This window comes from Pseudomonas sp. 9_2_1, assembly GCF_059295275.1.
This window is the reverse complement of the sequence record NZ_CM181239.1, coordinates 656701-683364: the sequence shown is the minus strand read 5'-3', so window position 1 is coordinate 683364 and position 26664 is coordinate 656701. Positions and strand designations below refer to the sequence as shown.

19 protein-coding genes, 3 rRNA genes and 1 pseudogene are annotated in these 26664 nt (G+C 59.9%); 11 read left to right on the top strand and 12 right to left on the bottom strand.

Features of this window, described 5'->3' with window-relative positions:
• Window positions 1-46: 46 nt before the first annotated feature.
• Window positions 47-1585 carry a murein biosynthesis integral membrane protein MurJ gene (gene murJ / locus AC5O5I_RS03015; RefSeq protein WP_172229945.1) on the bottom strand — a complete coding sequence of 513 codons (1539 nt, stop codon included), beginning with the start codon at window positions 1583-1585 and terminating at the stop codon, window positions 47-49.
• Window positions 1586-1835: 250 nt separating this feature from the next.
• On the opposite strand from murJ, the gene rpsT reads away from it, so the two are divergent.
• Window positions 1836-2114, top strand: a complete 279-nt coding sequence (gene rpsT / locus AC5O5I_RS03010; RefSeq protein WP_003247625.1) for a 30S ribosomal protein S20 — start codon at window positions 1836-1838, stop codon at window positions 2112-2114.
• 206 nt (window positions 2115-2320) lie between these two features.
• On the opposite strand, the gene AC5O5I_RS03005 is transcribed toward rpsT, so the two are convergent.
• The 8 genes from AC5O5I_RS03005 to aptA all read right to left on the bottom strand — a co-directional run bounded on the left by AC5O5I_RS03005 (window position 2321) and on the right by aptA (window position 14644).
• Window positions 2321-4621, bottom strand: coding sequence for a PqiB family protein (locus AC5O5I_RS03005; RefSeq protein ID WP_172287244.1), 2301 nt, complete (start codon window positions 4619-4621; stop codon window positions 2321-2323).
• Entirely contained in the window at window positions 4614-5237 is a 624-nt protein-coding gene (locus tag AC5O5I_RS03000) for a paraquat-inducible protein A (protein ID WP_172287246.1), read from the bottom strand. The genes AC5O5I_RS03005 and AC5O5I_RS03000 overlap by 8 nt, the downstream gene beginning before the upstream one ends.
• Window positions 5224-5883, bottom strand: a complete 660-nt coding sequence (locus AC5O5I_RS02995; RefSeq protein WP_172229936.1) for a paraquat-inducible protein A — start codon at window positions 5881-5883, stop codon at window positions 5224-5226. The genes AC5O5I_RS03000 and AC5O5I_RS02995 overlap by 14 nt, the downstream gene beginning before the upstream one ends.
• Window positions 5884-6036: 153 nt before the next feature.
• Window positions 6037-6152: ribosomal RNA gene (gene rrf / locus AC5O5I_RS02990) — 5S ribosomal RNA — on the bottom strand.
• 143 nt (window positions 6153-6295) lie between these two features.
• A 23S ribosomal RNA gene (locus tag AC5O5I_RS02985) occupies window positions 6296-9187 on the bottom strand.
• 317 nt (window positions 9188-9504) lie between these two features.
• Window positions 9505-11041, bottom strand: a 16S ribosomal RNA gene (locus AC5O5I_RS02980).
• Together the 16S, 23S and 5S rRNA genes form the textbook arrangement of a ribosomal RNA operon.
• A gap of 689 nt (window positions 11042-11730) precedes the next feature.
• The gene (locus AC5O5I_RS02975; RefSeq protein WP_172232977.1) at window positions 11731-13224 is read right to left on the bottom strand and encodes a CoA-acylating methylmalonate-semialdehyde dehydrogenase; all 1494 of its coding nucleotides are present in this window, start codon (window positions 13222-13224) and stop codon (window positions 11731-11733) included.
• A 73-nt stretch (window positions 13225-13297) separates the two neighbouring features.
• A complete protein-coding gene (gene aptA / locus AC5O5I_RS02970) occupies window positions 13298-14644 on the bottom strand; it encodes an omega-aminotransferase AptA (protein ID WP_494512051.1) in 1347 nt (448 codons plus the stop codon).
• Window positions 14645-14762: 118 nt separating this feature from the next.
• On the opposite strand from aptA, the gene AC5O5I_RS02965 reads away from it, so the two are divergent.
• The 5 genes from AC5O5I_RS02965 (at window position 14763) to AC5O5I_RS02945 (ending at window position 19122) form a co-directional block, all read left to right on the top strand.
• On the top strand, window positions 14763-15680 hold the full coding sequence (locus AC5O5I_RS02965) for a LysR family transcriptional regulator (protein WP_172230663.1): 918 nt from the start codon (window positions 14763-14765) through the stop codon (window positions 15678-15680).
• Window positions 15681-15770: 90 nt separating this feature from the next.
• Complete coding sequence (locus AC5O5I_RS02960; protein ID WP_172230660.1) at window positions 15771-16433, top strand: TetR/AcrR family transcriptional regulator; 663 nt, start codon at window positions 15771-15773, stop codon at window positions 16431-16433.
• A 9-nt stretch (window positions 16434-16442) separates the two neighbouring features.
• Complete coding sequence (locus AC5O5I_RS02955; RefSeq protein WP_172230657.1) at window positions 16443-17027, top strand: IMPACT family protein; 585 nt, start codon at window positions 16443-16445, stop codon at window positions 17025-17027.
• A gap of 364 nt (window positions 17028-17391) precedes the next feature.
• On the top strand, window positions 17392-18078 hold the full coding sequence (locus tag AC5O5I_RS02950) for an SDR family oxidoreductase (protein WP_172230654.1): 687 nt from the start codon (window positions 17392-17394) through the stop codon (window positions 18076-18078).
• A 96-nt stretch (window positions 18079-18174) separates the two neighbouring features.
• Complete coding sequence (locus tag AC5O5I_RS02945; protein WP_494512050.1) at window positions 18175-19122, top strand: adenosine deaminase; 948 nt, start codon at window positions 18175-18177, stop codon at window positions 19120-19122.
• Between the two features lie 21 nt (window positions 19123-19143).
• On the opposite strand, the gene AC5O5I_RS02940 is transcribed toward AC5O5I_RS02945, so the two are convergent.
• The gene (locus AC5O5I_RS02940; protein WP_172285722.1) at window positions 19144-19857 is read right to left on the bottom strand and encodes an ArsR/SmtB family transcription factor; all 714 of its coding nucleotides are present in this window, start codon (window positions 19855-19857) and stop codon (window positions 19144-19146) included.
• A gap of 491 nt (window positions 19858-20348) precedes the next feature.
• Here AC5O5I_RS02940 and AC5O5I_RS02935 point away from each other — a divergent pair, with 491 nt between their 5' ends.
• Window positions 20349-20546 (top strand): hypothetical protein, encoded by a 198-nt coding sequence (locus AC5O5I_RS02935; protein ID WP_256676265.1) that lies wholly within the window; start codon window positions 20349-20351, stop codon window positions 20544-20546.
• Here the strand turns inward: AC5O5I_RS02935 and AC5O5I_RS02930 are convergent.
• Entirely contained in the window at window positions 20497-21678 is a 1182-nt protein-coding gene (locus AC5O5I_RS02930; RefSeq protein ID WP_172227952.1) for a multidrug effflux MFS transporter, read from the bottom strand. The genes AC5O5I_RS02935 and AC5O5I_RS02930 overlap by 50 nt on opposite strands.
• A 117-nt stretch (window positions 21679-21795) precedes the next feature.
• The gene (locus AC5O5I_RS02925; RefSeq protein ID WP_172227950.1) at window positions 21796-21993 is read right to left on the bottom strand and encodes a heavy-metal-associated domain-containing protein; all 198 of its coding nucleotides are present in this window, start codon (window positions 21991-21993) and stop codon (window positions 21796-21798) included.
• A gap of 145 nt (window positions 21994-22138) precedes the next feature.
• On the opposite strand from AC5O5I_RS02925, the gene AC5O5I_RS02920 reads away from it, so the two are divergent.
• The 4 genes and pseudogenes from AC5O5I_RS02920 to AC5O5I_RS02905 all read left to right on the top strand — a co-directional run.
• Window positions 22139-22525, top strand: coding sequence for a hypothetical protein (locus AC5O5I_RS02920; RefSeq protein ID WP_494512049.1), 387 nt, complete (start codon window positions 22139-22141; stop codon window positions 22523-22525).
• 58 nt (window positions 22526-22583) lie between these two features.
• Window positions 22584-24986, top strand: a complete 2403-nt coding sequence (locus tag AC5O5I_RS02915; RefSeq protein WP_172285721.1) for a heavy metal translocating P-type ATPase — start codon at window positions 22584-22586, stop codon at window positions 24984-24986.
• On the top strand, window positions 24983-25393 hold the full coding sequence (cueR, locus tag AC5O5I_RS02910; RefSeq protein ID WP_172227944.1) for a Cu(I)-responsive transcriptional regulator: 411 nt from the start codon (window positions 24983-24985) through the stop codon (window positions 25391-25393). Before AC5O5I_RS02915 ends, cueR begins: the two co-directional genes overlap by 4 nt.
• 167 nt (window positions 25394-25560) lie before the next feature.
• Window positions 25561-26646 (top strand): annotated as a pseudogene (locus AC5O5I_RS02905) (cache domain-containing sensor histidine kinase); the annotation flags it as partial.
• Window positions 26647-26664: the final 18 nt, after the last annotated feature.

Sequence of the window (26664 nt, the reverse complement as noted above, 5' to 3'; positions counted from 1 at the left end):
GGGCGGCGTGGAATGCTAAAAACCGACGCCTGACCCGCCCAGCGCCTTAGTGCAAGGCCTTGCGGGCAAAATGCCGGGGCCGGAACCCACAAAGGTACAGGCAACCGAAGTACGTCACCACACCGGCCAGGATCAGTGCGCCCAGGCGCATGAAGCGCTCGAGCATGCTGCCCTGCTCCCAGGCCGGCATATAGTGCATGCCGGCCAGCAATACTGCCGACATCAGCGTCACCGCCAGCACCAGCTTGAACAGGAACATCGCCCAGCCAGGCTGCGGCTCGAACAGCTGCTGGCTGCGCAGCTTCCAGAACAGCAGGCCGGCATTCAGGCAGGCCCCCAGGCTGATGGCCAGGGCCAGGCCGGCATGCGCGAACGGGCCGACCAGGGCCAGGTTGAACAGCTGGGTACAGACCAGGGTGAACACGGCAATCTTCACCGGTGTACGGATATTCTGCTGCGCATAGAAGCCCGGTGCCAGCACCTTGACCAGAATGATTGCCAGCAAACCCACGGAATAGGCAATCAGCGCGCGCTGGGTCATGGCCGCGTCGAAGGCGCTGAACTTGCCGTACTGGAACAGCGCCACGGTCAGCGGCTCGGCCAGGATGCCCAGGGCCAGGGTGCAAGGCAGTACCAGCAGGAAGCACAGCCGCAGGCCCCAGTCGAGGATCCGCGAGTACTCTTCGCGGTCCTTGTTGGCGTAGGTCTTGGCCAGGGTTGGCAGCAGGATGGTACCCAAGGCCACGCCCAGCACGCCTGAAGGAAGCTCCATCAGGCGGTCGGCGTAATACATCCACGACACCGAGCCGGCCACCAGGAAGGAGGCGAAGATGGTGTTGATGATCAGCGATATCTGGCTTACCGATACTCCGAGAATGGCCGGCAGCATCTGCTTGAGCACACGCCAGACGCCGGCATCCTTGAGGTTCAGGCGCGGCAGGACCAGCATGCCGATCTTCTTCAATGCCGGCAGCTGGTACAGCAACTGCGCCAGGCCGCCCGCCAGCACGCCCCAGGCCAGGGCCATGATCGGCGGATTGAAGTACGGTGTCAGCAGCAGGGCAAAGGCGATCATCGCCACGTTCAGCAGGGTCGGGGTGAAGGCCGGTACCGAGAAACGGTTCCAGGTATTGAGGATCGCGCCGGCCAGCGACGACAACGAAATCAGCAATATATAAGGAAATGTCACCCGCAACAGGTCGGTGGTGAGCTCATATTTTTCTGCGCTGTCGACAAAACCTGGGGCGGTTGCCCACACCACCCACGGCGCCGCCAGGATGCCGATGGTGGTCACCAGGGCCAGGACCAGGGTCAGCAGGCCAGTGACATAGGCGATGAAGGTGCGTGTCGCCTCCTCGCCTTGCTGGGTCTTGTACTCGGCCAGAATCGGCACGAACGCCTGCGAGAACGCACCCTCGGCGAATATGCGCCGCAGCAGGTTGGGCAGCTTGAACGCGATGAAGAAGGCGTCGGTGGCAACGCCAGCACCAAAGATGCGCGCCAGGATGGTGTCACGAACGAAGCCTAGCACCCGCGAAATCATGGTGATCGAGCTTACTGCAGCCAGGGATTTGAGCAGGTTCATCGAAAAGATTCACGCCATTGACAGAGGACGCTGCCAGACAGCGTCCGAATGTGCGATACTCCCGCGCCGTTGCAGGGGAGCCAAAAATTCCCGAGTGTACAGGTCGCGCAGCAGAAAGGAATCTTTCCAGGTTGTTGGCGCACCGCTCGGCGGAACCTTGCAGGTGGCCTTGACATCCGGTCGACTCATCGGCATGATTCGCGGCCTATTTTGTTTGCTATTTACCTAAAGTCTTTCGAGGAGCTCGACGGTGGCCAACACACCTTCCGCCAAGAAACGTGCAAAACAGGCTGAGAAGCGTCGCAGCCACAACGCCAGCCTGCGTTCCATGGTCCGCACCTACATCAAGAATGTAGTTAAAGCCATTGACGCAAAAGACGCCGAAAAAGCGCAAGCCGCTTACGTTCTGGCTGTACCTGTAATCGACCGTATGGCCGACAAGGGTATCATCCACAAGAACAAGGCTGCTCGTCACAAAGGCCGTCTGAATGGCCACATCAAGGCGCTGAAAGAAGCTGCAGCTGCCTAAGCGACGCGCTATTCGAAAAACCGACCTTAGGGTCGGTTTTTTGTTGCCTGCAATTCATGGCAATTGTTCACTCCAAACATTTACCTTGAATTGCCAAGGAATCAGCATCAATTGACATACCTGCAGGAGCGGGCTCACCCGCGAACACCGGCAAAGCCGGTGCCATTCACCGCGTCACCGCCCTCGCCGGTGAGCCGCCCCTGCATTTACCTGGCTATCTGGATCTTCGGCGCCCACTGCAGCCATTCATCTTCAGCCTTCTCAAACAGGGCAAACGTCTGCTGAGGCCGTGCCGGGTTGCCCATCTGCTCACCGTCCGGTGTTGCGAAGGCGATACCGCCATCAATCAGGGTTTCCACCGACTCGGTGCGCACCGTAGCCCCCTTGAACAGCCCCCAGTCGAAACCGAAGCCACTGCTGTTCCAGAAGCGGCTGCCGCTGCGCACCAAGGCGGCATAGCGCGGCTCGATGAGAATATGGATCAGCACCCGATCAGCACTCTGGCCCAGCTCGAAACCCGTCACCTTACCCACCGTAACCTCACGATAGGTTACCGGCACACCCGGCTTGATCGAACCACGGCGCGGGGCGCTGAGCGTCAACGGCAGGCCGACCTCCGGCCCTGCCACCTGCGGCGCATCGGCCAAGGCAATGAAGTCGCGCTGCGGGCCACGGTCTTTGGCGGCTGGCTGAACTTCCAGGTACTGCCCGCCCACCAGGGTATCGAGGTTCTCGGTGCGTACCAGACCCAAGGCCGGCTTGACGACCCAGAACTGCGTGCCTGCACGTGCAATGCGGTTCGCCGACTCGGTAATGCGCGCCCGCAGCAGCACAGCCTGCAGGTCATCGGTCAGGTCGACGCTCTCGATACTGCCTACATCCAGGCCGCGGAAGCGGATCGCAGTACCCGGCTTGAGGCCATCGGCACGGTCTACCCGAATGGTGATCAACGTACCCGCACGGTTTACCGCCTCCTGGCTCTCATGCAGGCGGAAACGCGGGATATGGCGTTTAAGTGCTACATCGGGGCGCGGCGTATCGAACGCGATACCACCGGCCATCAGTGTCTGCAGTGATTCACTCTTGATCTTGATGCCCGACAAGCCGCCCGTCAGGGTAATACCGCTGACGTTCCAGAAGCGCGACGAGCCGTTGACCAGCTTCTCGTATTCCTTCTCGATATGCACACCGATCAGGATACGGTTGCTGTTGCGGGCGAACTGATAGCTCTGCACGCTACCTACCTTCACCTGGCGGTACATCACCGGGCTGCCGATCTCGAGCGACCCCAGGGTATCGGCGAATAACACCATGTGCAGGCCAGGCGCCTTGAGGTCGAGCGGCGGCGCCTTGGCGCGCGCCTCGAACTCACGCTCTGGCCGCGCGCCCTTCTCACCTGGACGAATGGCGATGTAGTTACCTTTGACCAGTGCTTCCAGGCCGGTAATACCCGCCAGGGATATGGAGGGTTTCACCACCCAGAACTGCGTGCCCTCGACCAGGTAGTCTTCGGTCAACGGGTCCAGGGTCAGCTCGGCGGATGCGCTGGCCAGGTTGTCTTCCATCTTCAGGGCTTTCAGCGAGCCAACCTGGATGCCCTTGTACATGACCGGCGTACGGCCGGCCTGCAGGCCTTCATAGTCGCTCAGCTTGACCTTGACCCGGATACCGGCCTGGGCTGCATCGAAGTCTTCATACAGGCGGAATGGCAGGCTCGGGTCGGTTGGCGGGCTGTCCTTGCGGTATTCCGGCGTGGCGAAGGCGATACCGCCGGCGACAATGCTCGACAGTGACTCGCTACGCACTTTCACCCCCGACAGCGAAGCATCGATGCTGACGCCGCTGGCATTCCAGAAACGCGTATGTTTACGCACCAGGCTGGCGTATGCCGGCTCGATGAACACCTTGACCTCAACAGTGCTCTGGTCCTCGGACAGCCGATAGCTTTTCACCCGGCCAACCTGGATCTGCTTGTAGAACACCGGGCTATCGCGATTGAGCGAGCCCAGCCTCTCGGCCTTGAGCATCAAATGCAGGCCGGGTTCCGAGTCCGAGAGCGGTGGCGCCACTTTCAACGCGGTAAAGCGCTTGGTGCGCTCGCCCTCCCCCGGGCTGACGGCGATATAGTTGCCCGACACCAGCGTTTCAAGGCCGGAAATACCCGCCAGGGTGACGCTCGGCTTCACCAGCCAGAAGCGGGTGCCTTTAGTGAGATGCGGCTCGGCGGCCTTGTTCATCTCGATGGTGGCGATCACCCCCTGCTTCTCGCCCTGGGCATCGAGCACCAGGCTCTTGACCTTGCCAACCGGCATGCCTTTGTAGATAACCTCGGTCTTGTTGGCGACGATGCCCTCACCCGACTCGAAGCGGACTTCAATTTCCACGCCGGCATCACGGTATGCCTGCCATGCGAGCCAGCCCCCGATCATCAACGCGATCAATGGCAGGATCCAGATAGCCGACCAGTTCGAGGCTGGGCGGGTTTTAGCCGTTGGCAGGTCACTCATGGTCGTCATCCGACTCCGTGTTATCCCAAATCAGTCGGGGATCGAAAGTTAAAGCGGCAAGCATTGTCAGGATCACCACAGTTGCGAAGGCGACAGCGCCCAGGTTGGCTTCGACACTGGCTATCCGGCCGAAATTCACCACCGCCACCAGGATGGCAATGACGAAGATATCCAGCATGGACCAGCGCCCGATGAATTCGATGAAGCGGTACATCAATATGCGCTGCCGCGCCGAAAGCGGCTGACGGCGCTGCACCGAGTACAACAACAGGCCAATCCCCACCAGCTTGAACGTGGGCACCAGGATGCTGGCAATGAACACCACAGCGGCAATGGGCACCATGCCGTGCTTGAGCAGGGTGATGACGCCGGACATGATGGTGTCGGGGCTGCCTTGCCCCAAGGTGCTCACGGTCATGATCGGCAGGACATTGGCCGGGATGTACAGAATCGACGCTGCAATCAGCAACGCCCAGGTACGCACGATGCTGTTCGGCCGGCGCGCATGCACAATCGCACCGCAGCGGGTGCAGGTTTGCGACTTGCTGCCCGGCTCATTTCTGTTCAGTTCGTGACATTCATTGCAGACAAGAATGCCCGCATCAATCGCCCGCATGCAGGTCCTCCCCCGATAGCGCACTCCAGATCTGGTGCGGTGACATCACCACTTCAAGCCAGACCTGGATCAGCAACAGACTGATAAAGCAGAACAACCCCAAACCCACGGTCAATTCGGCCAGGTCCACCAGCTTGACGATGGCCACCAGCACACCCATGAAATAGACCTCGAGCATGCCCCAGTCGCGCAGGTGGTGATAGATGCGGTAGAACAGCAGGCCGAAGTTGCGCCCGATGTTCAGGCGGATACTGAGCAGCACAGCCAGCTGGCAGAGCAGTTTTGCCAGGGGAATGGCCATGCTGCACAAGAACACCACTACCGCCACGCCGCGCATTTCCGAATTGTACAGGCCCACTACGCCGCTCCAGACAGTGTCGTCCGACGTCTGGCCAAGCAGGTGCAACTGCATGATCGGCAGGAAGTTTGCCGGTACGAATAGCAACAGGGCTGTGAGCACCAGGGCCAGGCTGCGATTGACCACATTATGGCGATGGGCATAGAGCTCGTAGCCGCAGCGCGGGCATTGGGCTTTCTCATCATGCTGGAGCACAGGCTTGCGTAGCAGCAGGTCGCATTCGTGGCAGGCGACCAGCTCGTCCAGCGGCAACTGGGCCAGCGTTTGGGGTTCGACAGGGTTGGACATGGAGCCCTTCTGGATAGGTGCGTGAGCCTATTCTAGTGTTCTGGCTCGAATTGTGGGAGCCGACAAATCACAGGCATGCACGATACCTGTGATTTTCGCCCACAAAGACAAAACCCCTACCTGCATGCGCAGATAGGGGTTTTGCGAAATGAATCTTGACGATGACCTACTCTCACATGGGGAGACCCCACACTACCATCGGCGATGCATCGTTTCACTACTGAGTTCGGGATGGGATCAGGTGGTTCCAATGCTCTATGGTCGTCAAGAAATTCTGTAGCCAGAATGTCCAGATGGACAGCCCAGCGAATTCGGATATGTGATAGTTGTGATGCTTTGTGAACAGTGCGAACTTTCGGTTCGTGTCATCTTCACCACCGCAATCTGCATGAGCAAATTGCTTGGGTGTTATATGGTCAAGCCTCACGGGCAATTAGTATTGGTTAGCTCAACGCCTCACAGCGCTTACACACCCAACCTATCAACGTCGTAGTCTTCGACGGCCCTTCAGGGGATTCTGGATCCCAGTGAGATCTCATCTTGAGGCAAGTTTCCCGCTTAGATGCTTTCAGCGGTTATCTCTTCCGAACATAGCTACCCGGCAATGCCACTGGCGTGACAACCGGAACACCAGAGGTTCGTCCACTCCGGTCCTCTCGTACTAGGAGCAGCCCCTCTCAAATCTCAAACGTCCACGGCAGATAGGGACCGAACTGTCTCACGACGTTCTAAACCCAGCTCGCGTACCACTTTAAATGGCGAACAGCCATACCCTTGGGACCGGCTTCAGCCCCAGGATGTGATGAGCCGACATCGAGGTGCCAAACACCGCCGTCGATATGAACTCTTGGGCGGTATCAGCCTGTTATCCCCGGAGTACCTTTTATCCGTTGAGCGATGGCCCTTCCATACAGAACCACCGGATCACTAAGACCTACTTTCGTACCTGCTCGACGTGTGTGTCTCGCAGTCAAGCGCGCTTTTGCCTTTATACTCTACGACCGATTTCCGACCGGTCTGAGCGCACCTTCGTACTCCTCCGTTACTCTTTGGGAGGAGACCGCCCCAGTCAAACTACCCACCATACACTGTCCTCGATCCGGATAACGGACCTGAGTTAGAACCTCAAAGTTGCCAGGGTGGTATTTCAAGGATGGCTCCATGAGAACTGGCGTCCCCACTTCAAAGCCTCCCACCTATCCTACACAAGCAAATTCAAAGTCCAGTGCAAAGCTATAGTAAAGGTTCACGGGGTCTTTCCGTCTAGCCGCGGATACACTGCATCTTCACAGCGATTTCAATTTCACTGAGTCTCGGGTGGAGACAGCGCCGCCATCGTTACGCCATTCGTGCAGGTCGGAACTTACCCGACAAGGAATTTCGCTACCTTAGGACCGTTATAGTTACGGCCGCCGTTTACCGGGGCTTCGATCAAGAGCTTCGCTTGCGCTAACCCCATCAATTAACCTTCCGGCACCGGGCAGGCGTCACACCCTATACGTCCACTTTCGTGTTTGCAGAGTGCTGTGTTTTTAATAAACAGTCGCAGCGGCCTGGTATCTTCGACCGGCATGGGCTTACGGAGCAAGTCCTTGACCCTCGCCGGCGCACCTTCTCCCGAAGTTACGGTGCCATTTTGCCTAGTTCCTTCACCCGAGTTCTCTCAAGCGCCTTGGTATTCTCTACCTAACCACCTGTGTCGGTTTGGGGTACGGTTCCCAGTTATCTGAAGCTTAGGAGCTTTTCTTGGAAGCATGGTATCAACCACTTCGTCGCCTAAAGGCAACTCGTCATCAGCTCTCGGCCTTGAAATCCCGGATTTGCCTAAGATTTCAGCCTACCACCTTAAACCTGGACAACCAACGCCAGGCTGGCCTAACCTTCTCCGTCCCTCCATCGCAATAACTGGAAGTACAGGAATATTAACCTGTTTTCCATCGACTACGCTTTTCAGCCTCGCCTTAGGGACCGACTAACCCTGCGTCGATTAACGTTGCGCAGGAAACCTTGGTCTTTCGGCGTGCGAGTTTTTCACTCGCATTGTCGTTACTCATGTCAGCATTCGCACTTCTGATACCTCCAGCAAGCTTCTCAACTCACCTTCACAGGCTTACAGAACGCTCCTCTACCGCATCATCATAAGATGATACCCGTAGCTTCGGTGCATGGTTTGAGCCCCGTTACATCTTCCGCGCAGGCCGACTCGACTAGTGAGCTATTACGCTTTCTTTAAAGGGTGGCTGCTTCTAAGCCAACCTCCTAGCTGTCTAAGCCTTCCCACATCGTTTCCCACTTAACCATGACTTTGGGACCTTAGCTGACGGTCTGGGTTGTTTCCCTTTTCACGACGGACGTTAGCACCCGCCGTGTGTCTCCCATGCTCGGCACTTGTAGGTATTCGGAGTTTGCATCGGTTTGGTAAGTCGGGATGACCCCCTAGCCGAAACAGTGCTCTACCCCCTACAGTGATACATGAGGCGCTACCTAAATAGCTTTCGAGGAGAACCAGCTATCTCCGAGCTTGATTAGCCTTTCACTCCGATCCACAGGTCATCCGCTAACTTTTCAACGGTAGTCGGTTCGGTCCTCCAGTCAGTGTTACCTAACCTTCAACCTGCCCATGGATAGATCGCCCGGTTTCGGGTCTATACCCAGCGACTAAACGCCCTATTAAGACTCGCTTTCGCTACGCCTCCCCTATTCGGTTAAGCTCGCCACTGAATATAAGTCGCTGACCCATTATACAAAAGGTACGCAGTCACCTAACAAGTAGGCTCCCACTGCTTGTACGCATACGGTTTCAGGATCTATTTCACTCCCCTCTCCGGGGTTCTTTTCGCCTTTCCCTCACGGTACTGGTTCACTATCGGTCAGTCAGTAGTATTTAGCCTTGGAGGATGGTCCCCCCATATTCAGACAAAGTTTCTCGTGCTCCGTCCTACTCGATTTCATTGATAAGAGATTTTCGTGTACGGGGCTATCACCCACTATGGCCGCACTTTCCAGAGCGTTCCACTAATCTCAAACCAACTTAAGGGCTGGTCCCCGTTCGCTCGCCACTACTAAGGGAATCTCGGTTGATTTCTATTCCTCAGGGTACTTAGATGTTTCAGTTCCCCTGGTTCGCCTCTTGCACCTATGTATTCAGTACAAGATACTCAGCTTATGCTGAGTGGGTTCCCCCATTCAGAGATCTCTGGATCACAGTCTGTTTGCCGACTCCCCAAAGCTTATCGCAGGCTACCACGTCTTTCATCGCCTCTGACTGCCAAGGCATCCACCGTATGCGCTTCTTCACTTGACCATATAACCCCAAGCAATCTGGTTATACTGTGAAGACGACATTCGCCGAAAATTCGCACGTCGCTCTTTCGAGCAGAACTCACAAATTTTACCTTAGCCTGATCCACCAGCAGTGAAACTGGTGTTCAGTCTATTTCTATCACATATCCGAATTTTTAAAGAACGATCTGACAAAAGTCAGAAATCAGCATTCAGTCACGAATGTTCATTTCTGAGTTCTGATCAGGAACAACGAGAGACCGGCAAGGGCCTCGATCGCCTTCGACAATGAATCAAGCAATTCGTGTGGGTGCTCATCAGCAGGCTGATGTCGTCGATTAAGGAGGTGATCCAGCCGCAGGTTCCCCTACGGCTACCTTGTTACGACTTCACCCCAGTCATGAATCACACCGTGGTAACCGTCCTCCCGAAGGTTAGACTAGCTACTTCTGGTGCAACCCACTCCCATGGTGTGACGGGCGGTGTGTACAAGGCCCGGGAACGTATTCACCGCGACATTCTGATTCGCGATTACTAGCGATTCCGACTTCACGCAGTCGAGTTGCAGACTGCGATCCGGACTACGATCGGTTTTGTGAGATTAGCTCCACCTCGCGGCTTGGCAACCCTCTGTACCGACCATTGTAGCACGTGTGTAGCCCAGGCCGTAAGGGCCATGATGACTTGACGTCATCCCCACCTTCCTCCGGTTTGTCACCGGCAGTCTCCTTAGAGTGCCCACCATAACGTGCTGGTAACTAAGGACAAGGGTTGCGCTCGTTACGGGACTTAACCCAACATCTCACGACACGAGCTGACGACAGCCATGCAGCACCTGTGTCAGAGTTCCCGAAGGCACCAATCCATCTCTGGAAAGTTCTCTGCATGTCAAGGCCTGGTAAGGTTCTTCGCGTTGCTTCGAATTAAACCACATGCTCCACCGCTTGTGCGGGCCCCCGTCAATTCATTTGAGTTTTAACCTTGCGGCCGTACTCCCCAGGCGGTCAACTTAATGCGTTAGCTGCGCCACTAAAATCTCAAGGATTCCAACGGCTAGTTGACATCGTTTACGGCGTGGACTACCAGGGTATCTAATCCTGTTTGCTCCCCACGCTTTCGCACCTCAGTGTCAGTATCAGTCCAGGTGGTCGCCTTCGCCACTGGTGTTCCTTCCTATATCTACGCATTTCACCGCTACACAGGAAATTCCACCACCCTCTACCGTACTCTAGCTTGCCAGTTTTGGATGCAGTTCCCAGGTTGAGCCCGGGGCTTTCACATCCAACTTAACAAACCACCTACGCGCGCTTTACGCCCAGTAATTCCGATTAACGCTTGCACCCTCTGTATTACCGCGGCTGCTGGCACAGAGTTAGCCGGTGCTTATTCTGTCGGTAACGTCAAAACAGCAAGGTATTCGCTTACTGCCCTTCCTCCCAACTTAAAGTGCTTTACAATCCGAAGACCTTCTTCACACACGCGGCATGGCTGGATCAGGCTTTCGCCCATTGTCCAATATTCCCCACTGCTGCCTCCCGTAGGAGTCTGGACCGTGTCTCAGTTCCAGTGTGACTGATCATCCTCTCAGACCAGTTACGGATCGTCGCCTTGGTGAGCCATTACCCCACCAACTAGCTAATCCGACCTAGGCTCATCTGATAGCGCAAGGCCCGAAGGTCCCCTGCTTTCTCCCGTAGGACGTATGCGGTATTAGCGTTCCTTTCGAAACGTTGTCCCCCACTACCAGGCAGATTCCTAGGCATTACTCACCCGTCCGCCGCTGAATCCAGGAGCAAGCTCCCGTCATCCGCTCGACTTGCATGTGTTAGGCCTGCCGCCAGCGTTCAATCTGAGCCATGATCAAACTCTTCAGTTCAATACTGCTTGGGTTTTTAAGAAACCCTAAACTTGGCTCAGCAATCTCAAATGACTATGTGATTTCTCGCATGGCCACTTGTGATGCTGATAATCTTTCTGACTATCAGTCCGTACTCACAAGCACCCACACGAATTGCTTGATTCAATTTGTTAAAGAGCGTTTGGTTAAGAGCTTTTCGTCTCAACCGAGGCGCGCATTCTACGCTTTCCTCAGAGCCTGTCAAGCGTTTATTTTGAAGTTTTTTCCGAGAAACTCGTTTAGCTTCAAACACTTGGCTCGCTGCGATCTCTCGTAGCGGGAGGCGAATAATACAGCGTTTAAATCCGCTGTCAACTGCCTTTATCACCGCTGCCGATCTTTCGATCGAAGCCCTTACAGCATCTTCTGAACTACCTAACTCGTTGAATATCAAGGAGTTTGTCGTTCCGTTGTCGCTGGAAGTGGGGCGCATTATAAGGGGATTCGAGAGGGCGTCAACCTTTAATTTCAAGAAAGTGAAATATAGGGGCAAAGACCGTATCAAGGCCGACAAAGTGCCTGCCACAACCCTTTCGGCGCCTGCGAGATCGAGCGCCGCCCTGACGACCATCAGCACAGCACAGCAATACCAGACCCAAAATCCAAAACCCCAAAACCCCAAAACAAAGCGAGGAGGCCTATCGGCCTCCCCGCTTCAGTTACCCGCCTTAAAGGCTAGGAAACGCAAACTGCGACGCCTCATGACTAGCCCGCTGCGGCCAACGCTGGGTAATAGCCTTGCGACGGGTATAGAACCGCACCCCATCCGGCCCATAAGCATGCAGGTCACCAAACAACGAACGCTTCCACCCACCAAAGCTGTGATAAGCCACCGGCACCGGAAGCGGTACGTTGACACCCACCATGCCCACTTCAATCTCGTCACAGAACAGACGCGCGGCCTCACCGTCACGGGTGAAGATGCATGTGCCGTTGCCATACTCGTGATCATTGATCAACTGCATGGCCTGCTCCAGGCTGTTCACCCGCACCACGCACAGCACCGGGCCGAAGATCTCTTCTTTATAGATGCGCATCTCCGGGGTCACCTTGTCGAACAGGGTGCCACCAACAAAATAGCCATCTTCATTACCGGTCACACGGAAGCCACGGCCGTCCACCACCAGCTTCGCGCCAGCAGCAACACCGTCATCGATGTAACCGACGACCTTGTCCCGGGCAGCAGCGGTGACCAGCGGGCCCATGTCCAGACCGCACGAGGTACCGGCACCAATCTTCAGTGCCTTGATCTGCGGCTCCAGCTTGGCAATCAGGGCATCGGCCACCTGGTCGCCCACACACACCGCCACCGAAATGGCCATGCAACGCTCGCCGCACGAACCATAGGCTGCGCCCATCAGTGCGCTGACGGCGTTGTCCAGGTCGGCATCCGGCATCAGCACCGCATGGTTCTTGGCACCACCCAGCGCCTGCACGCGCTTGCCGCGCTTGGTGCCTTCAGCATAGATGTATTCGGCAATCGGGGTCGATCCGACGAAACTCAGCGCTTTCACCTCTGGCGCTTCGATCAGCGCATCCACGGCTTCCTTATCGCCGTGCACCACGTTGAGAATGCCCTTCGGCAAACCGGCTTCCAGCAGCAGCTGGGCAATGAACAGCGTCGAGCTCGGATCACGCTCTGAAGGCTTGAGGATAAAAGCGTTACCGCAAGCGATGGCCAGTGGGTACATCCACAGCGGCACCATGGCCGGGAAGTTGAACGGGGTGATGCCGGCAACCACGCCCAGCGGCTGGAAGTCGGACCAGGCGTCGATGTTCGGGCCGACGTTGCGGCTGTACTCGCCTTTCAGTACTTCAGGCGCGGCACAGGCAAACTCTACGTTCTCGATGCCACGCTTCAGTTCACCTGCGGCGTCTTCCAAAGTCTTGCCGTGCTCTTCGCTGATCATCTGCGAGATACGTGCTTCGTTCTGCTCCAACAGTTGCTTGAAGCGGAACATCACCTGGGCGCGCTTGGCCGGCGGGGTATTGCGCCAGGCCGGGAAGGCGGCCTTGGCCGAGTCGATCGCTTCCTGCACGGTCGCGCGGCTGGCCAGCTCGACCTTGCGAACGGCCTGGCCAGTGGACGGGTTGAAGACATCGGCGGTGCGCTCACCCTTGGTAACCAGCTCGCCATGGATCAGGTGCTGAACAATGCTCATGCAAAACTCCAGATAAAGAAGGTAAATGCAGGCGCGGAATACGTGCGCGCGCCTGGCATCAAAATCGGATAGATCAGTCGATCAGGTTCAGGTTTTCGCCAACGGCGTCGAACAGGCGATCCAGTTGCTGCGGCGTGGTGTTGAACGTCGGGCCGAACTGCAGGGTGTCGCCACCGAAGCGCACATAGAAGCCTGCCTTCCACAATTTCATCGCCACTTCGTACGGGCGGACAATGGCATCACCGTCACGGGCGGCGATCTGAATGGCGCCGGCCAAGCCGTAGTTACGGATATCAACAACGTTCTTGGTGCCCTTCACGCCGTGCAGCAGCTTCTCGAAGTGCGGCGCCAGCTCGGCGGCGGACTGCACCAGGTTTTCCTTCTGCAGCAGGTCCAGCGCAGCGATGCCGGCGGCGCAGGCTACCGGGTGTGCCGAATAGGTGTATCCATGCGGGAATTCTACGGCGTATTCCGGCGTCGGCTGGTTCATGAAGGTCTGGTAGATCTCGCTGCTGGCAATCACCGCGCCCATGGGGATGGCACCGTTGGTTACCTGCTTGGCAATGCACATCAGGTCCGGGGTCACGCCGAAGGCTTCGGCGCCGGTCATCGCACCCATGCGGCCGAAGCCGGTGATCACTTCGTCGAAGATCAGCAGGATGTTGTGCTGGGTGCATATTTCACGCAGGCGCTTCAGGTAACCCTTCGGCGGCGGCAGTACACCGGCCGAGCCGGCCAGCGGCTCAACGATCACCGCCGCGATGTTGGAGGCATCGTGCAGCTCGATCAGCTTGAGCATTTCGTCCGCCAGGGCAATACCGCCCTCTTCCGGCATGCCCTTGGAGAAGGCGTTCACCGGCAGTACGGTGTGAGGCAGGTGATCGACATCGAGCAACTGGCCAAACATCTTGCGGTTACCGTTGACGCCACCCAGGCTGGTACCGGCAATGTTCACGCCATGGTAGCCACGGGCACGGCCGATAATCTTGGTCTTGCTCGCCTGGCCTTTGAGGCGCCAGTAGGCGCGCACCATCTTCAGCGCAGTGTCGGCGCACTCGGAACCGGAGTTGGTATAGAAGACGTGGTTCAGATCGCCCGGCACCAGGTCGGCAATCTTTTCCGCCAGCTGGAACGACAGCGGATGGCCGAACTGGAACGCTGGGGAGTAGTCCAGCGTGCTCAGCTGGCGAGTAACCGCTTCGGTGATTTCCTTGCGGGTATGCCCGGCGCCGCAGGTCCACAAGCCAGACAAGGCATCGAAAATCTTGCGCCCCTGGTCATCGACCAGGTAATTGCCTTCGGCCGCCACGATCAGGCGTGGATCACGGTGGAAGTTGCGGTTGGCGGTGTAGGGCATCCAGTGCGCATCCAGCTTGAGCTGGCTGGCGATACCGACGGTTGCGGTTTCGGGCATGTTCATCGGCGGTTCCTCGAAAGACGATTAGGCAACGATGTATGTTGTTGCAGCTAAATTGGCACGACGATAAAGTCGGGAAAAGCCTACATTTCTAATCTTCAGACAGGTCGTGACTAAACTAATGAGCCGACGCCCCGATCCACTCGCCCAAGTCAGCGATTTCGACATCCGCCTGCTGAAGATTTACCGCAGCGTAGTGGAGTGCGGCGGTTTCTCGGCAGCCGAGAACGTACTGGGCATCGGCCGTTCGGCCATCAGCCAGCAGATGAATGACCTTGAGCAACGCCTCGGCCTGCGCCTGTGTCAACGCGGCCGGGCCGGCTTCTCGCTGACCGAGGAGGGCCGCGAGGTCTACCATTCGGCCCTGCAACTGCTCAGTGCCCTGGAAAGCTTCCGCACCGAGGTCAACGGCCTGCATCAGCATTTGCGTGGTGAGTTGAACATTGGCCTGACCGACAACCTGGTTACCCTGCCGCACATGCGCATCACCCATGCCCTGGCCGAGCTGAAGGACCGCGGCCCCGATGTGCGCATCCAGATCCGCATGATTGCCCCGAGCCAGGTCGAACACGGCGTGCTCGACGGCAGCCTGCATGTCGGGGTCGTACCCCAGACCAGCCCGCTGTCGGGGCTTGAGTACCAACCGTTGTATAGCGAACGCTCGCTGCTGTACTGCGCCGTCGGCCACCCGCTGTTCTATGCCGAAGACCAGCAGATCGACGACGAGCGCCTCAACAGCCAGGAAGCCATCACGCCCACCTTTCGCCTGCCGGCCGACATCCAGGCGCATTATCAGGCGCTGAACTGCACGGCCAGCGCGTCGGACCGCGAGGGTATGGCGTTTCTCATCCTCACCGGGCGCTACATCGGCTACCTGCCAGACCACTACGCCTCGTTCTGGGTGCAGCAAGGGCGCTTGCGTGCCCTGAAACCCCAGCAACGCTTCTATGACCTGAGCCTCAGCTGGGTCACCCGCAAGGGCCGACGGCCGAACCTGGTGCTGGAAAGCTTCCTCGAAAGCCTGGCTGCGACACGCTGATGCCAGTACCTGCCGCAAATGCTTGTCAGTTCGTCACAGGCAGGTAATCTTGTCCGACTGCCGCAGCCACTGACCCGTACGGAATCGTCCATGACCCTAGAAGTCCCTGCGCATCGCCTCTCCGCCTCGGGCAAGCCCGCCGGCCGCATCCGCCAGAAGAACGAACAGGCGATCATCCAGGCCGCCGAAGACGAATTTGCCCGCCATGGCTTCAAGGGCACCAGCATGAACACCATCGCCCTCAAGGCGGGGTTGCCCAAGGCCAACCTGCACTACTACTTCACCAACAAGCTGGGCCTTTATATCGCGGTGCTCAGCAACATCATCGAATTGTGGGACAGCACCTTCAACGCCCTGAGCGTGGAGGACGACCCGGGTGAAGCCCTGAGCCAGTACATCCGCACCAAGATGGAGTTTTCGCGGCGCAACCCGCAAGCCTCGCGGATTTTCGCCATGGAAGTGATCAGCGGCGGCACCTGCCTGACCGAATATTTCAGTGCTGACTACCGCGAATGGTTCCGCGGCCGGGCTGCGGTGTTCCAGGCCTGGATGGAAGCGGGCAAGATGGACCCGGTCGACCCGGTACATCTTATCTTCCTGCTGTGGGGCAGCACCCAGCATTATGCCGACTTCGCCACCCAGATCTGCCAGGTTACCGGCCGCAGCCGCCTGACCAAACAGGACATGGAAGACGCGAGCAACAATCTTATCCACATTATCCTGAAGGGCTGCGGCATCAAGCCGGCTGCCTGACCATCATTTATGCCCTCTACCCTGCTCGACCTCTGCGAATACCGCGAGGAAATCCGTAAAAGCCGCTTCATCACCCTCGCCGGGCCGATCAGCAGCGCCGCCGAGGCGATGAGTTTCATCGAACGTCACAGCGACCTGGCAGCCACTCACAATTGCTGGGCCTGGAAACTCGGCGCGCAGTACCGCAGCAGCGATGATGGTGAGCCCGGCGGCACCGCAGGTCGGCCGATCCTGGCGGCCATCGAAGCACAGGACTGCGATCAGGTAGTGGTGCTGGTGATTCGCTGGTACGGCGGTATCCAGCTGGGCACCGGCGGCCTGGCCAGGGCCTATGGCGGCGGCGCCAACAAATGCCTGCAGCAGGCGCCCAAGCGGCTGCTGGTGCAACGCAGCGAGTTTGCCTGCAGCTGCAGTTTCAGCGAGCTGGCACTGGTGAAGTTGCGCCTGGCAGAGGTTGACGGCCTGGTACTGGATGAGCAGTTCACGGCCAATGGCGTGGACATGCTCATCGCCGTAGGCGAAGCCCACCTTGCGCCGCTGCAACAGCAACTGGCTGACCTCAGCCGCGGGCGCATCTTGCTCGAAGCGCGCTGAATATTGCCCACAGCAGCTGTGGGCCTGCCTGTGGATAAGCTTGGGGCACTCTGCTGTACGCTTACGTCCACAAGGCCTGCAAGGCTTTGATCATATTTTGATCACTTTTTGATGACAGCCGCAAACTGCTGAATAGTTTCAAGTTATCCCCAATTCAATCGCGCTTGTAGCGACGCAGGCGTTTTCTGTCTTGCACACAATAACTGTGGACCAGCCTGTGGATAACCCGTGCGCCAACAGGCCAACCGCCCGGCAATACAAGGCTTGCCGGGGCTGAACATTTTTTAACCATTTATCCCTGAGACAGGCTCCGCCCTGCACTATCCTCACTACCCCCTTCTGCAAAACACCAAGGAGCGCTCACATGGCTGACGAAAAAAACGCACTGATCATCGGTGCCTCCCGCGGGCTGGGCCTGGGCCTGGTGCAACGCCTGCAAGAAGACGGCTGGAACATCACCGCCACCGTACGCAACCCGCTGCAGCCCGGTGCCCTGAAGGATGTGCCCGACGTGCATATCGAACAGCTGGAAATGAACGATACAGCCCAGCTTGATGCCCTGCAGCAACGCCTGAAAGGCCAGGTGTTCGACCTGGTGTTCGTCAACGCTGGCGTCATGGGCCCCCTGCCGCAAGACCTCGAGCGCGTTCAGAACAGCGACATCAGCGACCTGTTCATGACCAACGCCGTGGCGCCGATCCGCGTGGCCCGCCGCTTTGTCGGCCAGGTACGCAAAGACAGCGGGGTGCTGGCCTTCATGAGCTCGATCCTGGGTAGCGTGACCATCCCCGACGGCGGCGAAATCTGCCTGTACAAGGCCAGCAAGGCGGCACTGAACTCGATGATCAACAGCTTCGTCGTCGAACAGCAGCGGCCCGACCTGTGCGTCCTGGCCATGCACCCGGGTTGGGTAAAGACCGCCATGGGCGGCGAAAACGCCGAGATCGACGTACCGACCAGTACCCGCGGCATGCTCGAACAGATCAAGGCGCAAAGTGGTAACGGCGGGTTGCGCTTCATCAACTACAAAGGCGAACCCTTGATCTGGTAATGCCTGGTGATTCATCCGGTCGCAGCCTGGTCGGGCGCATTGCCCGGCCAGCCCCTGTAGAATGGCGGCAACAGTACCTGATCGAGATGACCCACTATGTATGACTGGTTGAACGCCCTGCCCAAGGCCGAACTGCACTTGCACCTGGAAGGCTCCCTGGAGCCCGAGCTGCTGTTCGCCCTGGCCGAGCGCAACAAGATCGCCCTGCCCTGGGACGATGTGGAGACCTTGCGGGGCGCTTATGCCTTCAACAACCTGCAGGAATTCCTCGACCTGTATTACCAGGGCGCCGACGTGCTGCGCACCGAGCAGGACTTCTACGACCTGACCTGGGCCTACCTGCAACGCTGCAAGGCCCAGAACGTGATCCACACCGAGCCGTTCTTCGACCCGCAAACCCACACCGACCGCGGCATCCCCTTCGAGGTGGTGCTCAACGGCATCAACCAGGCGCTAAAGGATGGCCGCCAGCAACTGGGCATCAGCAGTGGCCTGATCCTCAGCTTCCTGCGCCACCTCAGCGAAGATGAAGCGCACAAGACCCTCGACCAGGCCCTGCCGTTCCGCGATGCGTTCATCGCCGTTGGCCTGGACAGCTCGGAAATGGGCCACCCGCCAAGCAAGTTCCAGCGCGTATTCGACCGCGCCCGCAGCGAGGGCTTCGTCGCCGTTGCGCATGCTGGCGAAGAAGGCCCGCCCGAATACATCTGGGAGGCCCTGGACCTGCTGAAGATCAAGCGTATCGACCACGGCGTGCGCGCTATCGAGGACGAGCGCCTGATGCAGCGCATCATCGACGAGCAGATCCCGCTCACGGTCTGCCCGCTGTCCAACATCAAGCTCTGCGTGTTCGACCACATGAGCCAGCACAACATCCTCGACATGCTCGAACGCGGCGTGAAGGTGACGGTCAACTCGGACGACCCGGCCTATTTCGGCGGCTACGTCACGGAAAACTTCCACGCCCTGCACACCCACCTGGGCATGACCGAAGACCAGGCGCGCCGCCTGGCCCAGAACAGCCTGGACGCCAGACTGGTCTGATTCGAAACGGCGACGTTGCGGTCAACCGAGCTGCAGCGTCGTCACGCGGGCTATGCAGTTGATCTGCTGGATACCCACCGCCGTGATATGCAATGCCCGCGTGTCCTCGGCCTCACGCATCCAGCCAGACTGCAGGAACAACCTGAACAGAGCCTGGCCCAGCACCCCGCCCAGATGCGGCCCCTGGTCGTTCCACTCGGTGCAGCGGCAAATCACGCAACCACGTTGCTGATGCGGCGCCAAGGCGTCGATGTACACCCCCACCTGAGCAAGCTGCGCCCGCCCCTCGTCACTTACCATCAACTGACGACCGCTGCCTTCCAGCCAACCGGCCACCACCAGGCGATGGTACAACTCACCCGCCAGCTCTCCGCCCAGGTGATCACCACAACGGCGTGCCCGGCGCATCGACATGGGCAACGGTGATACCGGCGCTTTGGGCCGTTCCCCCCTGGCGCTTTCAAGCTGCACGCTGGCCAGGGCCTCTACTGCCGCCCCGACCTGCGGGGTTGCCAGGCGGAAGTAGCGCTTGCGGCCCCTTGCTTCATGCCTGAGCAGACCCGCCGACGACAGCAACGATAGATGAGCGCAGGCCGACGACGAAGTCAGGCCGGTCATTACTGCAAGCTCATTGGCCAGCCGTGGCGTGCCATCGATCAGTGCCCACAACATGGCACTGCGCTTGGGGTCGGCCATCAGGCTGGCGATCTGGCTGATACTGCTGGCTGCGTTCATGTCCCTGTAACTCCCTGCAAGTTCACTGAGTGGATGCGATGGCCAACCCCTGGCAGGGAAGCACCTCTCGCTGGCACTGGCCTGGTTCGCCAGTATAAGCCGCAGCAAACAGCATTCCGGCAGACCGGTTCGGGAACAGACTCGCCGAAAAGCCACTGGGTATGCCTACCCATTGCATTCCGGACAGCGCATTGCAGGACCTTGCCAAAACCGCGTGAACAGGCAGCCCTGCGGGCCAGCGCAGAGGGACAGGGACGTGCTGAGGAGAAAACACCGAACGCAACTTCGGAAGCGGCCGACAAGCAACTTCCGCAAATAGCGCAATATAAAGCGAAAGGTTCCAGCTACTCGCAGGCAGAGAGGGGCAAGCAGCAAACGCGGCGCAAAAAAGGCTTCCGGCGACCGTCAGTCAGGACACTGATGAAGGTCATGGCAGGCAGGGGGCACAGCGCTACACTTGATCCGCTCCCCCCTTCAGGAGGTATGCCACGATGAAAATTGTCGTCAGCACCTCGAGCCGCAACCCCGCCTGCCCTTGGCAGGTGCAGCTCGATCAACACGTGGTGAGTTTCCGTAGCGAGGCCGAAGCGCGTGCTTTCGTGGCCACGCTGGAAACCCGCTTGCAGGCACCTCACCCGCTCATGCGGGACGCCTGGCCTGCAAACGCCGGGTCAGCAGCGCGACACTGACCGCCAGTGCCCCGCACAAGCTGATCACCAGCGCCATCGGCACCGCACTGCCATCATGCAGCAGCCCGACCAGCGCCGCCGCACCCGCGGCCACGCTGAACTGCAGGCAGCCCATCAGTGCCGAGGCGCTGCCAGCCCGCGCGCCCTGCCCGCTCATGGCGCAGGCTGAAGCATTGGGGATGATGCAGCCCAGGCTGGCGATGCAGAGGAACAGCGGCACCAGCAGTGGCCATAGCTGTGCCGGTTGCAGTGCTGCCACGCCCAGCAGCGCCAGGCCCGCAGCCAGGTACATCCACACTGCGCGCGCCAGCAGGAACGCCGGCCCACGTTTGGCCAGCATGCGCGCGTTCACCTGCGCCACCAGGATAAAACCGGCGGCATTGGTGCCGAACAGCCAGCCGTAGTGCTCGGCTGGCACGTCGTAAAGCTTGATGAACACGAAAGGCGAGCCGGCGATATAGGCGAACATACCGGCAATGGCGATACCGCCGGTCAAGGCATGCCCGAGGAAAACCCGGTCGGCGAGCAGACGCAGGTACTGGCTCAAGGCACCCGACAGTGGCTGACGCGGCATGTCCGCAGGCAGGCTTTCTGGCAGACCCAGGCTGACCGCCAGCAGGCAGCCGGCACTGAACAGGCTCAAGGCCAGGAAGATCGACTGCCAGCCGGCCAGGTTCACAAGAACCCCACCCAGCATCGGCGCCAGGATCGGCGCCAGGCCCATGACCAGCATCAGTTGCGAAAAGACCTTGGCCGAAGCCACAGGGTCGCACTTGTCGCTGACGATGGCCCGCGACAGCACCATGCCGGCGCAACCGCCCAGCGCCTGGACGAACCGCGCCAGCACCAGGGTGTCGAGGTTGGGGGCGTAGGCGCACGCCAGTGAAGCCAGGGTGAACAAGGTCACGCCGAACATCAGCGGCTTGCGCCGACCAAAACGGTCCGCCACCGGGCCGTAGGCCAACTGCCCGATGGACAAGCCGAGGAAATAGGCGGCCAAGGTGGCCTGAACGTGTTTTTCGTCGGTGGCGAACGCCTGCGCCATGGCCGGGAAGGCAGGCAGGTAGAAGTCGATCGCCAAGGGCCCGAACGCACTGAGTGCGCCCAGGATGAGCACCATTCGCAGGTTCATCAGGAATCCATAGCAGGCTAAGCAAGTGGCTGATTCTACCTGCTGTGGACCCCATCAGTCTGAAAACATTTGCAACAAACCCGAGGGCGGCTGCGCCCCGCTCCCTCAGGCAATGGTTCAGGCCACTTCGGCCTGATAGCCCTCATCACGAATGGCCACAAGAATTTGCTCCTGTGCCAACTCACTCTGTACCCGCACCTGCCTGGCCGCCAGGTCGACCTCGACCTCGGCCGCACCATCCTGCGCCTGCACCGCTCGGGTCACGGCCTTCACGCAATGGCCACAGGTCATGCCTTGTACATTGAACACTTGCATGGGGTTACCTCCTTGATGGTTTCCGGCAGTCTCAAGCTTGCCATCGGGGCAAGGTCAAGGCCTGCCATGCGACACCTGGGGTGGAAATCCGCGCCCGCGTCGGCCAAGCTGCGCCTTTGGATGTCATGCAATCAGGAGATTTTTCATGTTCAGGGCAGCATTGGGCGTTGTCGGGCTGTTGAGCGCGCTGGCTGCGGTGCCACCGGCTAGCGCCGAAGGCAACTCGGACTACAGCGTGCTGATCATTTCCCGCGAGCGCCTGGAAGTGGCCAGCAGTTGTGAAATCGGCGTGTACCTCAACGACCAGCTCTCCGGCCGGGTGTTCCAGGAGCAGTCCACCTCGTTCAACCTGCCACCGGGCCCAGTGGATGTGCGCCTGCGCCTGCTGCCAGGGCAGATGCCGGGATGCAAAGCGGGTATCGAGGACCAGCGCAGCACGCACTTGAACCTGCAGGCGGGCCAGATCAACAAATACCGCATCGCAATGGGGCACTATGGCCTGGAGTTGAAGCGAGCCAGCCTGGGCTATTGACCTTACCTGCGTGGCAAGGTTGATGCTGATGCTGAAGCCCTGTCCAAGGAGGAGAGCCATGCCCGCATCCACCACATACGACCTGCCGATCTCCGGCATGACCTGCGCCAGCTGTGCTGGCCGGGTCGAGCGCGCCCTGCGCAAGGTCACCGGCGCTGAACAGGTCAGCGTCAACCTCACCACCGAAAAGGCCCGTGTCCAGGCCCCGGCCAACAGCTTGGCGGCCCTGGTCGACGCTGTGCGCGAAGCCGGCTATGGCGTGCCTGTCCGCACCGTCGAACTGCAGATTGGCGGCATGACCTGCGCCAGTTGCGTGGCCCGTGTCGAGCGCGCGCTCGCCAAGTTGCCAGGGGTCGAGCAGGTCAGCGTCAACCTGGCCAGCGAACGCGCACACCTCGAAGTGCTCGCGGCCGTCGACGACAACCTGCTGATCGAAACTGTGCACAAGGCCGGCTACAGCGCCAGCCTGCCGCAAGCGGCCAAGGACGATCAACAGGCTGCCCAACGCCGCCTGCGCAATGAGCGCCTGGCAGTCGGCGCGGCTTTGCTGCTGGCCATGCCACTGGTATTGCCAATGCTGGTGCAGCCGTTCGGCCTGCACTGGATGTTGCCAGCGTGGGCGCAGTTCCTGCTGGCCACGCCGGTGCAGTTCATTCTGGGGGCGCGCTTCTACGTGGCCGCCTGGAAGGCAGTACGCGCAGGTGCCGGTAACATGGACCTGCTGGTAGCCCTGGGCACCAGCGCCGGCTACGGCCTGAGCCTGTACCAGTGGGCACAAGCCCCTGCCGGCATGACACCGCACCTGTACTTCGAAGCCTCGGCCGTGGTGATTGCCCTGGTGTTGCTCGGCAAGTACCTGGAAAGCCGCGCCAAGCGCCAGACCGCCAGTGCCATCCGTGCCCTTGAAGCATTGCGCCCGGAGCGCGCACTGCGCGTAGTCGATGGCCAGGAAGAAGACGTAGCCATCACCCAGCTGCGCCTCGGCGACCTGGTGCTGGTCAAGCCCGGCGAGCGCTTTCCGGTCGATGGTGTGGTCGAAGACGGCAGTAGCCATGCCGACGAAGCCCTGATCAGCGGCGAGAGCCTGCCAGTGCCCAAGCAACCTGGCGATAATGTCACCGGCGGCGCCATCAATGGCGAAGGCCGGCTGTTGGTACGCACCCAGGCGCTTGGTACCGAGACCGTACTGGCCCGCATCATTCGCCTGGTAGAAGACGCCCAGGCCGCCAAAGCCCCGATCCAGAAGCTGGTCGACCGGGTCAGCCAGGTGTTCGTCCCGGCCGTGCTGGTGCTGGCGCTGATCACCCTGGTCGGCTGGTGGCTGGCGGGCGCACCGCTGGCAACCGCGCTGATCAACGCCGTCGCCGTGCTGGTCATCGCCTGCCCCTGTGCACTCGGCCTGGCCACGCCCGCGGCGATCATGGCCGGCACCGGCGTTGCCGCCCGCCATGGCATCCTGATCAAGGACGCCGAAGCCCTGGAGCGTGCCCATGCGGTCAACCGTGTGGTCTTCGACAAGACCGGCACCCTCACCTCCGGCAGCCCCCGGGTGGTCCACAGCCAGGCGCAAGATGGCAGCGGCGCCGACCTGCACCGCCTGGCCGGCGCCCTGCAGCGCGGCAGCGAACACCCGCTGGCCAAAGCGGTGCTGGACGCCTGTGCCGAACAAGGGCTCGACGTGCCGACTGTCGCCGACAGCCAGTCGCTGACCGGGCGCGGCATAGCCGGGCGTGTCGAAGGCCGCGAGCTGGCGTTGGGTAACCGCCGCCTGCTCGATGAAAGCGGGCTGCTGCCCGGCGACCTGGCCGCCAAGGCCCAGGCCTGGGAAGCCGAGGGGCGCACCCTGTCATGGCTGGTCGAACGCGGCACGCAACCCCGCGTGCTGGGCCTGTTCGCCTTTGGTGACAGCCTCAAGCCCGGCGCCGCGCAGGCCATCGACACCTTGCACGCACAACACATCAGCAGCCACCTGCTGACCGGGGACAACCGCGGCAGCGCCAAAGTGGTGGCCGACGCCCTGGGCATCGACGATGTGTATGCTGAGGTGCTGCCGGCCGACAAGGCCGCGACGGTGGCTGCGCTGAAGCAGGATGGCGTGGTTGCCATGGTCGGCGACGGCATCAATGATGCCCCGGCCCTGGCCGCCGCCGACATTGGCATCGCCATGGGTGGCGGCACCGACGTGGCAATGCAGGCAGCCGGCATCACACTGATGCGTGGCGACCCGCGCCTGGTGCCCGCCGCCCTGGAAATCAGCCGCAAGACCTACGCAAAGATCCGCCAGAACCTGTTCTGGGCGTTCATCTATAACCTGATCGGCATTCCGCTGGCTGCGCTGGGTTATCTCAACCCGGTGCTGGCCGGCGCCGCCATGGCCCTGTCCAGCGTCAGCGTGGTCAGCAACGCGCTGTGGCTGAAGGCCTGGAAACCCGGCACCACCCACCAGGAGGACGCCCCATGAACATCGGCCAGGCCGCCCGCCGCAGCGGGCTCAGCACCAAGATGATCCGTTATTACGAAGCCATCGGCCTGCTCAAGCCCGCCGCGCGCAGTGACAGCGGCTACCGCCTGTACCAGGCGCAAGACCTGCATAGCCTGGCCTTCATCAAGCGCTCGCGCGACCTGGGGTTTTCCCTGGAAGAGGTCGGCAAGCTGCTGACCCTGTGGCAGGACCGCCAACGCGCCAGCGCCGATGTGAAGGCGCTGGCCATGCAGCACATCGGTGAGCTGAACCGCCGCATCGAGGAACTGGTGAGTCTTCGCGATACCCTTGGCGAACTGGTTTCGCACTGTCAGGGGGACGACCGCCCGGACTGCCCGATCCTCAAGGACCTGGCCAATGGCGCTGCGGGAACCTGCTGTCACTGAACCGTCACAGCCGTTTGGTATGCCATAAGCGTCCAAACACGACCGAATAGTCACCAACCACGACTTTATCCAATAAATACAGGCGTTCTGGCTTCATAAAACCCGGATGTGGCCGATGCAGTTGCTACCTGCCTCATGTGTCGAAAACAAAAATCCCGGGAGCGTCGATGAGCATCAAACAGAAACTGACCTGGGCATTCGCGGTCATCGCCGGCTTGCCCATCGTCCTCGTGGCCACCCTTGTGGTCCTCAACCTGCGTGGCGAAGCCCGCGATGGATTCCTCGACGGCAGCAGCCGGGAAATCCGCCAGGTCAGCAACGCGATGAACATCTTCTTCCAGGGCATCAACCAGAACGTCGAGTACCTCGCTGCGCAGCCCATGGTCGCCGCCACCGGCAGCAACCTGAACAAGTTCACCAGTGCCAACCCGTCCTACGAGCTGGGCGAGCAGGACAAGCAGCTGCTGGAGTTCTTCACCCGCCTGGCAGACTCACACCCCAACTATGCCTATGTTTCCTACGGGGTCAGTGACGGCGGCTACGTCGGCTGGCCGGCCGGGCAGAAGTTCGTCAACTACGACCCGCGCCCCCGTCCGTGGTACCAGCTGGCCATGGCCAACCCGGGCAAGACCGTACGCACCGGCGCCTACTACTGGGCTGCCGACGACGCCGTGCTGGTCAGCACCGTGCGCGCCGTGGCCAACCAGCTGGGCAACCCCGGCGGCGTGGTCAACATCGACGTGTCGCTCAAAGGCCTGACCGAAATCGTCAAGCAGATCAAACTGGGTGACAGCGGCTACCTGATGCTGGTTGAAAGCAACGGCAACGTGATGGTCGACCCGCGTGACGCCGCCCACAACTTCAAGCAGCTGGCCAGCTTTGGCGACGGTTACGCCGAGCTTGCCAAGGCCGGCAAAGGCCTGGTCGAAGTCGAGCTCAACGGCGTGCGCTACATGGCCAACGTGTATCCCGACGAGCAACTGGGCTGGACCTTCATCGGCCTGATCCAGCAAAGCGAAGTGATGCAGACCACTACCCGGCTGACCTGGCTGATCGGCGTCATCGCCGTGGTGCTGGCGGCGCTGTTCGCCGTGGTCGGCGCGGCCTTCGCCAAGCTCATCGTGCGCCCGATCAACAGCGTCACCAACGGCCTGGAGGACATTGCCCAAGGCGAGGGTGACCTGACCCGCAACCTGGAAATCCGCGGCCGTGACGAAACCGCGCAACTGGCCAGCTGGTTCAACCAGTTCCTCGGCGCCATTCGCAGCCTG